At 64.7% G+C, this 11607-nt stretch carries 11 protein-coding genes; 3 read left to right on the forward strand and 8 right to left on the reverse strand.

The window, feature by feature from the left end; all coding sequences use genetic code 11:
* Positions 1–24: 24 nt before the first annotated feature.
* The 4 genes from glmU to PSO31014_RS07460 all read right to left on the reverse strand — a co-directional run bounded on the left by glmU (position 25) and on the right by PSO31014_RS07460 (position 3724).
* Positions 25–1386: a bifunctional UDP-N-acetylglucosamine diphosphorylase/glucosamine-1-phosphate N-acetyltransferase GlmU gene (gene glmU, locus PSO31014_RS07445; protein ID WP_150551020.1), complete on the reverse strand. Its 1362-nt coding sequence runs from the start codon at positions 1384–1386 to the stop codon at positions 25–27.
* A gap of 111 nt (positions 1387–1497) precedes the next feature.
* Complete coding sequence (ttcA, locus tag PSO31014_RS07450) at positions 1498–2442, reverse strand: tRNA 2-thiocytidine(32) synthetase TtcA (protein ID WP_150551228.1); 945 nt, start codon at positions 2440–2442, stop codon at positions 1498–1500.
* A gap of 13 nt (positions 2443–2455) precedes the next feature.
* A complete protein-coding gene (locus tag PSO31014_RS07455; protein ID WP_150551021.1) occupies positions 2456–2851 on the reverse strand; it encodes a dihydroneopterin aldolase in 396 nt (131 codons plus the stop codon).
* Positions 2852–2872: 21 nt separating this feature from the next.
* The gene (locus tag PSO31014_RS07460; RefSeq protein ID WP_174976438.1) at positions 2873–3724 is read right to left on the reverse strand and encodes an SDR family oxidoreductase; all 852 of its coding nucleotides are present in this window, start codon (positions 3722–3724) and stop codon (positions 2873–2875) included.
* A gap of 258 nt (positions 3725–3982) precedes the next feature.
* Between PSO31014_RS07460 and PSO31014_RS07465 the strand changes: the two genes are divergently transcribed.
* The 3 genes from PSO31014_RS07465 to PSO31014_RS07475 all read left to right on the forward strand — a co-directional run bounded on the left by PSO31014_RS07465 (position 3983) and on the right by PSO31014_RS07475 (position 6567).
* Positions 3983–5197, forward strand: a complete 1215-nt coding sequence (locus PSO31014_RS07465; RefSeq protein ID WP_150551022.1) for a class I SAM-dependent methyltransferase — start codon at positions 3983–3985, stop codon at positions 5195–5197.
* A 28-nt stretch (positions 5198–5225) separates the two neighbouring features.
* Positions 5226–5420: a DUF2905 domain-containing protein gene (locus tag PSO31014_RS07470; RefSeq protein ID WP_017235747.1), complete on the forward strand. Its 195-nt coding sequence runs from the start codon at positions 5226–5228 to the stop codon at positions 5418–5420.
* Positions 5421–5664: 244 nt separating this feature from the next.
* The gene (locus PSO31014_RS07475; RefSeq protein ID WP_150551023.1) at positions 5665–6567 is read left to right on the forward strand and encodes a glutamate/aspartate ABC transporter substrate-binding protein; all 903 of its coding nucleotides are present in this window, start codon (positions 5665–5667) and stop codon (positions 6565–6567) included.
* A gap of 59 nt (positions 6568–6626) precedes the next feature.
* On the opposite strand, the gene PSO31014_RS07480 is transcribed toward PSO31014_RS07475, so the two are convergent.
* The 4 genes from PSO31014_RS07480 to PSO31014_RS07495 all read right to left on the reverse strand — a co-directional run bounded on the left by PSO31014_RS07480 (position 6627) and on the right by PSO31014_RS07495 (position 11591).
* Positions 6627–7877: a multifunctional CCA addition/repair protein gene (locus PSO31014_RS07480; RefSeq protein ID WP_150551024.1), complete on the reverse strand. Its 1251-nt coding sequence runs from the start codon at positions 7875–7877 to the stop codon at positions 6627–6629.
* Positions 7874–8518: a glutathione S-transferase family protein gene (locus PSO31014_RS07485; RefSeq protein WP_150551025.1), complete on the reverse strand. Its 645-nt coding sequence runs from the start codon at positions 8516–8518 to the stop codon at positions 7874–7876. The genes PSO31014_RS07480 and PSO31014_RS07485 overlap by 4 nt, the downstream gene beginning before the upstream one ends.
* Before the next feature lie 64 nt (positions 8519–8582).
* Entirely contained in the window at positions 8583–9533 is a 951-nt protein-coding gene (locus PSO31014_RS07490) for a complex I NDUFA9 subunit family protein (protein ID WP_150551026.1), read from the reverse strand.
* Positions 9534–9584: 51 nt separating this feature from the next.
* On the reverse strand, positions 9585–11591 hold the full coding sequence (locus PSO31014_RS07495; protein ID WP_150551027.1) for a lytic transglycosylase domain-containing protein: 2007 nt from the start codon (positions 11589–11591) through the stop codon (positions 9585–9587).
* Between the last annotated feature and the right edge of the window lie 16 nt (positions 11592–11607).

Raw genomic sequence — 11607 nt, forward strand, 5'->3', positions numbered from 1 at the left:
CGCGCCGGTCCATAACCGCCGATTTTACTGCTTCTGCTTGCGCGGACGAATGTAACCCGTCTTCGCTTCCTGCGTCTTGCCGTTGAGCACCAGCGAATCTTCCGGCGTGTCCTTCCAGACCGTGGTGCCGGCAGCAATCGTCGTGCCGCGTCGCACCGTTACCGGCGCCACGAGCTGCGTGTCCGAGCCGATGAAGACGTCGTCCTCGATCACCGTGCGATGCTTGTTGGCGCCATCGTAATTGCACGTAATGGTGCCCGCGCCGATGTTGACCCGCGCGCCCACGGTCGAGTCGCCGACATAGGCCAGATGGTTGGCCTTCGAGCCCTTCGCGAGCGACGCATTCTTCACTTCCACGAAGTTGCCGATGTGCACTTCGTCGGCCAGATCTGCGCCCGGGCGCAGACGCGCATACGGCCCCACGTGCGCGTCGGCGCCCACCACGGCACCGTCCAGATGACTGAACGCCTCGATGCGCGTGCCCGCGCCGATAGTGCTGTTGCGAACCACACAGTTCGGACCGATGGTCGCGCCGTCGCCAATCGTCACTTTGCCTTCGAACACGCAATTCACATCGATCGAGACGTCGGTGCCGCACGCGATCTCACCGCGCAGGTCGAAGCGAGCCGGATCGATCAGGGTCACGCCCGCCGCCAGCAGCACGCCCGCCGCATTGCGCTGGTAGTCACGCTCCAGCTCGGCAAGCTGCGCCTTGTCGTTCACGCCGTTGGGCTCCCACGCGAAGGCCGGCTGCGTGGTGACGACCGGCACGCCGTCCGCGACCGCACACGCGATCACGTCGGTCAGGTAGTACTCGCCCTGCGCGTTCTGATTCTTCAAACCGGCCAGCCAGCCCTTGAGCGCGCGCGTCGGCGCCACGATGATGCCGGTGTTGATCTCGCGAATGGCCAGTTCAGCCTCGTTGGCATCTTTCTGCTCGACGATGCGCAGCACGTTGCCCGCCGCGTCGCGCACGATCCGGCCATACCCGGTCGGGTTGTCCAGATCGACGGTGAGCACGCCCAGCTTCTCGCTGCCCGCAGCGTCGAGCAGTCCCCGCAAGGTCTCGGGGCGCGTGAGCGGCACGTCGCCGTAAAGCACCAGCGTCGGCACCGACTCGTCGAGCAGCGACGCCGCTTGCTGCACGGCGTGTCCGGTGCCCAACTGCTGCGCCTGCTCGGCGAAATGCACGCCGTCGCCGGACACCGCGTCGCGCACGGCCTCGCCACCGTGACCGATCACCACGATGAGCTTGCCCGGCGTGAGCTTGCGTGCGGTCGCAATCACGTGCGACAGAAGCGGCCGGCCGGCCAGCGGCTGCAACACCTTGGGCAGCTTCGAGCGCATGCGCTTACCCATGCCGGCGGCGAGAATCACAATATTCATGGCGTCGTGACGATTCGAGAGTGGAAATCCGTGTGTCGGGGTCAGGCGGCCGCGCCGGTCCGTCCGGCAGGCCGCGTCAGGTTTCAATGCAGCGAGTGGGGTCGCTCGCGATCAGTCGTCGAATTGCGTAATACGGATGATGCCCGCGTCGTTCTCGTCGCCGCACGGCGCCTCGTCGAACGCAATATCGCCGAGCGGATCGGGCTGCCCCGTCGCACGCAGATTCTTGAAGTCATGAAGGTTCGTATCCATCAGATGCGACGGCACCACGTTCGACAGCGCACTGAAAATCGATTTGATGCGCCCGGGATGCTGCTTCTCCCACAGGCGAATCAGCGACTTCATCTCGGCACGCTTCAGGTTCGGCTGGCTGCCGCACAGCGTGCACGGAATGATCGGGAACTGCTTGTACTCGGCGTAGCGTTCGAGATCCGATTCGCGCACGTAGGCAAGCGGGCGGATCACTACGTTCTTGCCGTCGTCCGACTGCAGCTTCGGCGGCATGCCCTTGAGCTTGCCACCGTAGAACAAATTCAGGAAGACGGTCTCGATGATGTCGTCGCGGTGGTGGCCCAGCGCCACCTTGGTCGCGCCGAGTTCGCCCGCCACGCGATAGAGAATGCCGCGACGCAAGCGCGAGCACAGCGAGCACGTGGTCTTGCCCTCGGGCACCACGCGCTTGACGATCGAGTACGTGTCCTGGTTCTCGATGTGGAAATCCACGCCGATGGAACGGAAGTAGTCGGGCAGCACATGCTCCGGGAAACCCGGCTGCTTCTGGTCGAGGTTGACGGCAACGATCGAGAAGTCGATCGGCGCACGCTCGCGAAGCTTGAGCAGGATGTCGAGCATGGCGTAGCTGTCCTTACCGCCGGACATGCACACCATCACACGATCGCCCTGCTCGATCATGTTGTAGTCGCCAATGGCCTGCCCCGTCAGACGGAACAGCCGCTTCTCGAGCTTGTTGTTCTCGAACGCGAGCTTCTGCGCTTTCTTCACGCTATCGGGGGCGACGTTTCCGGTCGCGACCAGCGGCGCGCCGGTCTCGGGCATGACGGCACTCATGTCAGACATCCTTCATCTTGAACACTTCGATACCGACCGAGTGGCAATCGGGATAGACGTCGGGCTTCTCGGTCGACACGCCCACGGCACGCACACGCGGATGCGCGAGCAGCGCACTCGCGACGTCGTCGCACAGGGTTTCCTGCAGATGGATGTGGCCCAGCCCTACGCGCTTGGCAATGGTCTCGCGCATGAAGTCGTAATCGACCACTTCGTCGAGCTTGTCCGCCAAGGGCGTGCTCTCGGCGAGCGGCACGAACAGTTGCACATTGATCAGCACGCGCTGCTCGCCACGCTTCTCGTAATCGTGCACGCCGATGTTGATGAACACTTCATAGTCGCGCAGGAACATGCGACGGCAGTCCATCAGGCGAGGGTGGGAAAGAGCGCTATGCATTTTGAAAACTCTTAATGACAATCAACGAGACCGGTCGGCATCGGCCGGCTCGGTCAGAAATTTCACGTCACGCGACGAACTCGCGAGATGTTGCCCACCATCGACATACAACACGGTGCCGGTCACCGCAGGCGCGTCGGCCAGATACGCCACCGCCTGCGCGATGTCCTCCGGCGTCGACGATGCGCCCAACGGCGTGGCCGCATGCGCCGCCGCAAAGCCCGTCGGGGTCTGGTCGACCGACAGCAGCGTTACGCCCGGCGCCACGCCGACCACGCGCAAGCGAGGCGCGAACGCCTGGGCAAGCAACGTCGTCGCCACCGCCAGCGCGGCCTTCGACAGCGTGTACGACAGGTAATCAGGGTTCGGATTCGCCAGCTTCTGATCCAGCAGATTGACGACGACGCCTCGCCCCGACTCGCCCAATGCGGCATGCATCTCGCGCGCGAGCACGAGCGGTGCGCCCGCATTCACGCGCATGTGGCGCTCCAGCGCCTGGTAGCCGAAATCGCCCGCGCTATCGTACTCGAAGCGCGAGGCATTGTTGACAAGGCAGGTGGGCACGCCCAGCGCCCCGGTACACCGGCCGATGAGCCCGGCCGTGGCGGCTTCGTCCGCCAGCGATGCCTGCAACGCGACCGCCCGGCGCCCCAGCGCCTCGATGGCCGCGACGGTCTCGAGCGCCTCGTCGTGCGAACGCTCGTAGTGAACGGCGACGTCCCACCCCATACCGGCGAGCCGCAGCGCGATCGCGCGGCCGATCCGGCGCGCGCCTCCCGTCACGAGCGCAACACGCGGCACGGGCGGCGCAGCCGGCGTGCTGGCGGTATCGCCTGCGGCAGACGTTGGGCGTGGCGTCGATGCAACGGTCATGCGGCGAATTCCTGTCAGAGGGCGGTTGGGTCGATGCACTTCGGACGGCGATGGGCTTGAATCAATGCTCGGCGCCGTCGCTCGCGACGCCCTCGCGCGGCATCCATTCAGTGGACATGCATCGCAAACGCTGGCGAAAACCGCGAAAAAAAGACTGAAAATTGACGAAAACTGGCAAAAATCACCCAAAAATCGTCCGCAGACGCGTCAATGCCAACCAAAGCAGCCAGCCGACACTGTCTCCGCTACAATGCCCGCATGAATCAGGCCGCACCGAAACCCCATAGTTTACCCGTTCCCGAGCCGGACGCGCTCGAACACTCGCGCCGCCTCACGGCCTATCTAGCCGACGCCATCGACGCGGCCGGCGGCTGGCTGCCGTTCGATCGCTTCATGGAACTGGCGCTATACGCGCCCGGCCTCGGTTACTACGCCGCCGGTGCCGCGAAATTCGGACGCCTGGCCGCCGACGGCAGTGACTTCGTCACCGCGCCGGAACTCACGCCGCTTTTCGCGCGCACGCTGGCCCGCCAGATCGGTGAGATTTTCGAACAGACGGGCGACGCGCAAGTGCTGGAATTCGGCGCGGGGTCCGGGCGTCTGGCGGCCGACCTGCTGCTCGCGCTCGACGCCGAAGGCACGCCCTGCGAGCGCTACTCGATCATGGAACTCTCCGGCGAGCTGCGAGCGCGCCAGCGCGAGACCATCGCCAACGCCGCGCCGCATCTGCTCGATCGCGTCACGTGGCTCGATCGGTTGCCCGACGCCTTCCACGGCGTGATGCTCGGCAATGAAGTACTCGACGCCATGCCGGTGCGCCTGTGGACACGCCGCCCCGACGACACTGGGCAGCCCGTCTGGTTCGAACGCGGCGTGGTGCGTACGCAAGACGGTTTCGCCTGGGAAGCCCATCGCCATACGGGCGCGCTGCCGCAGGCGCTCGACGCGCTGGCCGATCTGCCGCCGACGCAGGAATATCGGACGGAGACCCACGAAGCCGCCTCGGCATTCGTGCGCAGCGTGGCGCCCCTGCTCGCGCGCGGCGTCTTGCTGCTCGTCGATTACGGCTTCCCCGCGCGCGAGTACTATCATCCGCAGCGCGCAGACGGCACCCTGATGTGCCACTACCGCCACCACGCGCACGACGATCCGTTCTATTACCCCGGCTTGCAGGACATTACCGCGCACGTGGAGTTTTCAGGGATTGCCGATGCCGGTGTCGAAGCCGGTCTCGACTTGCTGGGATTCACGTCGCAAGCCCGATTCCTGATGAACGCCGGCATCATCGAGCTGATGAGCGCACTCGATCCGTCCGATCCGAAGACGTTCCTGCCGGCGGCCGCCGCCGCGCAGAAGCTGCTCTCGGAAGCGGAGATGGGCGAACTCTTCAAGGTCATCGCGTTCGGTCGCGGCATGGACGAGTGGGCGGGCCTGCTCGGCTTCGCCACCGGCGACCGCAGCCACGCCCTCTGACACCCCTTCACCGCGAGGCCACACCGATATGTTTCGCTGGATGTTCACGATCTTCATCGCGATCTGCATCCTCTCCGCGGCCTCGCCGTGGCTCACCAAACTCGGCATCGGCCGGTTGCCCGGGGACCTGCGTCTCCGCTGGCGCGGCCGCGAGATGGTGTTCCCGTTCGCCTCGACCGTCGTACTCTCACTCGTCTTCAATCTGCTGATTCGCCTGCTGTAGTCACTGGCGAGCGACGCAACACCTGTTGCAACATCCGCTCCCCCTCTCCGCGCGTCCACCCGCAGCCCCGATCCGCCGCCGATCGCCGGCCCGACGCATGTCTGCGCGCGTCGCCGTCATAGCGGCGCGCCGGACGGCAGCCATCGCTAGGGTTAACTACGATTTGATCATTTGTTGCAAAAAAATTACCATGCAACAAATGATTCAATCACGAATCAAAGTAAGGCCATTTCAGGAGCAGGACATGATCAAGATGCGATTGACCGGGGTGATGCTGGGCGTAGCGATGGGGTTCGCGGCGGGAGCGGCGCTGGCGCAGCCCGCCTCGGAGACGCTGCAGAAGATCGAGAGCAGCGGCGTGATCTCGATTGGGCATCGCGAGTCGTCGATTCCGTTTTCGTACTACGACAACAATCACAACGTCATCGGTTATTCGCAGGACCTGTGCAACAAGGTCGTCGATGCGGTGAAGACGCGCCTGAAGAAACCTGATCTGCAAGTGCGCTTCATCCCCGTCACCTCGCAAAACCGCATTGCCCTCGTGCAGAACGGCACCGTCGATATCGAGTGCGGCGTGACGACGAACCTGAAGGCGCGTCAGGCGCAGGTCGATTTCTCGAACACGTTCTTCGTCGCGGGCACGCGGCTGCTCGTGAATAAACACTCGGGCATCAAGGACTTCCCGGATCTGGCGGGCAAGCCGGTCGTGACCAATGCGGGCACGACGTCGGAACGCATCCTGAACAGGATGAACAACGAGAAAAAGATGAACATGAGCGTGATCTCGGGCAAGGACTATGGGGAATCCTTCACCATGCTCCAGGGCGGTCGCGTGCAGGCGTTCATGATGGACGACGTGCTGCTCGCAGGCGCGCGCACCATGGGCCGCAACCCCGACGACTGGGTCGTCACTGGCACGCCGCAATCGTTCGAGGCCTACGGCTTCATGACGAGACACGGCGACACCGAGTTCAAAAAACTCGTCGACGACACGCTCGCCGGCGTGATGAAGAGCGGCGAGATCAACACGATGTACAAGAAGTGGTTCGAATCGCCGGTGCCGCCGAAGCAGATCAACTTCAACTTCGCGATGAGCGAACAACTCAAGCAGCTCTACGCGAATCCGAACGACAAGGCGTTCGAGTAAGCGACCTTCGGATGTCGCGGGCATGCGCAGACGCGGACGTCTCGCATGCCCCCAGCGACTCAGTTCCCCTCGCCCCCCAGCCCCGCCGCCTCGACCGCATCGATTCTTGCGGCCTGCACGGCGTCGCGAATCTTCACAGGGTTGTCGGCATACCGTCGCGCCACCGCCCCCGCATCGATGCTGCGTGCCGCGCCAAGTGCCGCCATCAACCGATCACGCTGCGGATATGGCGCCGTGGCGAAGTCCCCGCCGCGTCCACGCGCATCGGCTTCGCAGGCCTGAAGTATCTCCACCAACCGGTCCGGCTTGCGCAGGGCGTCGCACCGCTCAAGCAGACGCACGAGCGCCGCCGCGCCAAACTTCGAACTCGCGTGGATATTGCCGTGCTCGCGTGCCACGACCTGCGCCAGCTCACGGCAATCGACTGGCACGCGCAAACGCGCACACAACGGCTTGAGCAAGTCGACACTGCGCCCCTCATGGCCGATGTGACGTGGCAACACGTCGTCAGGCGTGGTGCCTTTGCCGAGATCGTGCGTGAGGGCGGCGAAGCGTACCGGCAGCGAATATCCCTGCGTCGCGGCGTAGTCGAGCACCATCATCACGTGCACGCCGGTGTCCACTTCGGGATGGAAGTCGGCGCGCTGTGGCACCCCCCATAACCTGGCCACCTCGGGCAGAACGCGATCGATCGCGCCACACGCGCGCAAGACATCGAACATGCGCGACGGCCGATGCTCCATCAGCCCGCGTGAAATTTCCTGCCAGACGCGCTCGGCCACCAGCGCGTCGACCTCGCCGTTGGCCGTCATCTCGCGCATGAGCGTGAGCGTCTCGTCGGCCACCGAAAAGTCCGTGAAGCGCGCCGCAAAACGGGCGCACCGAAGAATCCGCACGGGATCTTCCGCGAAGGCCTCGCCGACATGGCGAAACAGCCTCGCTTCCAAATCGCGCCGGCCGCCATAGGGATCGACCAGTTGATCCGACAGACTGCCGTCGGGCATGACCTCGCGCGCCATCGCATTGATGGTGAAATCGCGTCGCACGAGGTCTTCTTCGAGGGTGACTTCGGGGGCGAAGTAGAACGAAAATCCGTGATAGCCGCGCGCCGTCTTGCGCTCGGTGCGCGCGAGCGCATACTCGGCCTGCGTCTGGGGATGGAGAAACACTGGGAAGTCGCGGCCCACCGGTTTAAAGCCTTGCCGCACCATCTCCTCGGGCGTCGCACCCACCACCACGTAGTCCCGATCCTTGACCGGCAAACCCAGCATGGCGTCGCGAATCGCGCCGCCGACGGCGTAAATCTTCATGGACGCGCTTCGTAGTAAGCCACACGCTGCGTCTCGCCGCGTCCCGCAGCCACCCACGCCTGCACGGCCGCCACTTCGCGCATGCGATCGGCATACGCCTGTGCGCGCGCCGACAACGCCGGCTCGAACGTTGCGAAACGCATCACCACAGGGGCGTAGAACGCATCGGCCATGGTGAAGTCGCCAAACAGGAACGGACCTCCGTGGCGCGCGAGGCAATCCTCCCAGATCGCTTCGATTCGACGGACATCGGCAAGCACTTCATCCGTCGCGGCTGCCCCCGGCCAATGCACGCCGACGTTCATCCACATATGCGTGCGCAGCGCGGTGAATCCGCTGTGCATCTCGGCACAAACGCTGCGCGCATGGGCTCGCGCTTCACGCGACTTCGGCCACAGCGGCAGATGCGGATAGCTCTCGGCCAGGTACTCGCAGATGGCAAACGAGTCCCAGACGGTAATGCCGTTATCGATCAGGCACGGGACTTTACCGGTGGGCGAATAGCGCAGAATCTGTTCACGCGAGTCGGGCTGCGCGAGCCAGACGTTGCATTCTTCGAAGGCGATGCCGAAGTGCTTGAGCACGACCCACGGGCGCATAGACCACGACGAGTATCGCTTGTTGGCAATGATCAGTTGCATGAAGACGTTCCTTGCGCGCATGACGCATCGGGGACTGACGCGCCGGATTGAAAAGAGTGAGGTGTCAGCGCCCCGCGTAACGCCGGTAGTCCGACAGACGACGCTCGTCGTTATCGCCGTCGAGATAATCGACGGCGATCTCGAGCCCATTCGGCGTAAGCCCGAGTTCGGGCGCCAGCGGGCCGCTCATGACGTTATCGACACGCATCGAATCGAGGTTGTCGCGCGTGATGATCGGCTCGCCCGGTAGCCACTCGAAGAAGGCGGCCTGCAGGCGCGCAGCGCCCTCGGGCAATCGCAGGATCGGCCGCTCGCAGCCACACGCGGCGCCCGCAAAGCGAACGAGCGCTTCAAGCGTGTAGACCTCCGGTCCGGCCAGTTCGTACGTCTTGCCAAGCGTGGCGTCGTTGTCGATCGCACTCGCGAAGGCCTGCGCCACATCCATCACGTAAATGGGCTGAAAGCGCGCCGTGGCGCACGCGAGCGGCACAACGGGCAAACGCCGCTGCAGCGCCGCGAAGGTATTCAGAAAGTGGTCGCCCGGACCGAACACCACCGACGGACGAAAGATCGTGACGGGAATCCCCGTCGCTCGAATCGCGACTTCGCCGTCGCCCTTCGAGCGCTGGTACATGCTAGGGCCGTTCGAATCGGCGCCCAGGGCGCTCATGTGGATGAGCCGCGCGATGCCCCGGTCGCTGCACGCTTGCGCGATCTTGCGCGGCAGCTCAACGTGTGCGCGCGCAAACGCGCGACCATAGGGCGTGCCTCGGTCGCCGTGCAGAATGCCCACGAGATTGATGACCGCGTCGCTGCTCGCGATCACGCGCTCCAGCGCGCGCGGATCGTGCACGTCGCATTCGACGAGTTCCACACCCGGCAGCACGCCGAGCGCCTTGGCGGCGTCGACACGCCGCGTTGGCAGGCGCACGGCGTATCCCATCGACACCAGCCGGGCAACCAGATGGCTGCCGACGAAGCCGGTGCCACCCACGACACAAACGTTATGGCGCATGCGTCACCTCCGCGACATGACGGTGGGTTCGCGGCTCCGACCGCTGCCGGGTCACTGGGGCAGGATGATGCCGAGCCGCTCCTTGAGCGATTGCGGACGGCCCGTGATCAGGGCCGAGTAGTACGTGGTATTCGACAACACGTTCTCGACATACGTGCGCGTCTCGTTGAACGGAATCGTCTCGGCGAAGATGGCCCCCTCGACCGGACGATCCAGCGTGGAGCGCCACGTGCGCGGACGTCCCGGACCGGCGTTGTAACCGGCCGACGCCAGCACCGCCGAGCCGTCGAACTTGTTGTAGATATCCGCCAGATAGCTCGTGCCCAGACGGATATTCGTGTCGATGTCGTGCATCATGCCCGGCTGGTAGTCCATGCCGATCTGCCGCGCGACCATCTTCGCGGTGGCCGGCATGATCTGCATCAGACCGCCTGCCCCGACCGACGAGCGGGCATTGATGATGAAGCGCGACTCCTGCCGGATCAGCCCGTAGGCCCACGCTTCGTCAAGATCGACGGCCGCGGCCAGCGGCTCCACCTTGTCGCGGAACGGCATCAGGTAGCGCAACGTGAAGTCGTGCTCGACCTTCGTGCGATCGGCCGTGTTGACCGTGCGATCGAACAGTTCGATATCGTTGGCGTACTGTGCGGCGGCGAGCAACTGACGATCCGTCATGTTGCGCAGTTCCCAGTTCCACTCGCGATTGCCTTCGAAACGCAAACCGAGATCGTAGAACTTTGCGGCGCGTCGGAAGCCGGCGTTCGCCCGGTTCGCATCGACCTCGGCCTGGGTGACGGTCGTGCGCGGTGGCAGCGACGTCTTGTTGCCCAGCTCCTCGTTTGCCAGTTGACCGTAGAAGTTGGGCTGCATGGCAATCTTCTGGAATTGCGCACGCGCGGCGTCGCCCTTGCCGGCTTCGCGCAGCGCACGGCCGTACCAGTAAGTCCAGACACCGTCGTCGCGCAACGCCGCCGGCATCGATTCAATGCCGGTGCGCACGAGATTCCAGTCGCCCGCGCGCAGCGCCGCACGAATCTTCCACTCCTGCGCCGTCGCCGAAAGCTTGGCGTTTCCGGCCTGGCGGTACCAGGTGATCGCCATCGGATTCTGCGACAACGCCCCGCGCATGCCGATACTGCCCCAGCCGATGGCGCGCTCGTCCGGCGACAGACTGCCCGCGACGCTGGAGAAACTGCTCGCCGCCAGCATGGCGTCGCTGCGGGCCATGCGCACGACGGCGAGCAGCGTGAGCTGACGCGACGCCTCCGAGCCGTCCACACCGCGCGCGAGAATCTGCGCCGGACGCGTGGCGGCCATGTCGAGCAGGCTGTCGTCCGGGCGCGTGGCGCCCAGCGCATCGGCGATCTGCTTGCCGAGCGAGGTGTAGTTTTCCTCGTAGGCCAGGCGAATCTGGTGCCAGACTTCCTTGCGCGGCAACTGGCCGCTTGCGGCCAGCGTATTGATCATGTCGACGCAACCCTCGCCGTAGTACTTCGGCGTGGTCAGCAGGTCGGTGGCGGCCTGCGTGACGTTTTCGCCACGCGCGGCACGCGACATCAGCGCGTAGCATTTGACCTGCGTGTCGTCGTCGAGCACGAACTTCGGATATTCGGCGTCGAACGTCTGCCAGTCGTGGCGCTTGCCCAGCACCAGCAACCAGTCGTTGCGCAGACGGTCGGCGATCGCCTGACCGTCATACGTGCGCAAGAACGCGCGGATATCATCGTCGGGCGCATCGATGAGCGCCTTGCCCGACCGGTCGAACATGCGCGGCTTGATCTGGAAGTACTGAACGTACGACGGCACGTCGTAGCCGGAGAGCATGGCCGCGAGCGCCGTGGCGCGCGGCGCGTCGTTGGCGCGGGCCGCTTCGCGCAGTTGCACGAAGATGTCATCGGGCGAGCGCTGTGCGAGCGCGTCGGCAGATGCCGTTGAGCGGCTTGCCGCCGAATGCGCCTTGGAACGACCGGTTGCCTGGGTCGTGCTGCAGGCAACGAGTGTGGCAGCGGTCAGGGCCAGCGCAACGGCGCGATATACTCGGGTCAAACGATCTGACATCTTCGGGGGAGCGTCG

Origin of the sequence: Pandoraea soli (genome assembly GCF_902459595.1) — a bacterium.
In the GTDB taxonomy this organism is placed as follows: Bacteria; Pseudomonadota; Gammaproteobacteria; order Burkholderiales; family Burkholderiaceae; genus Pandoraea; species Pandoraea cepalis.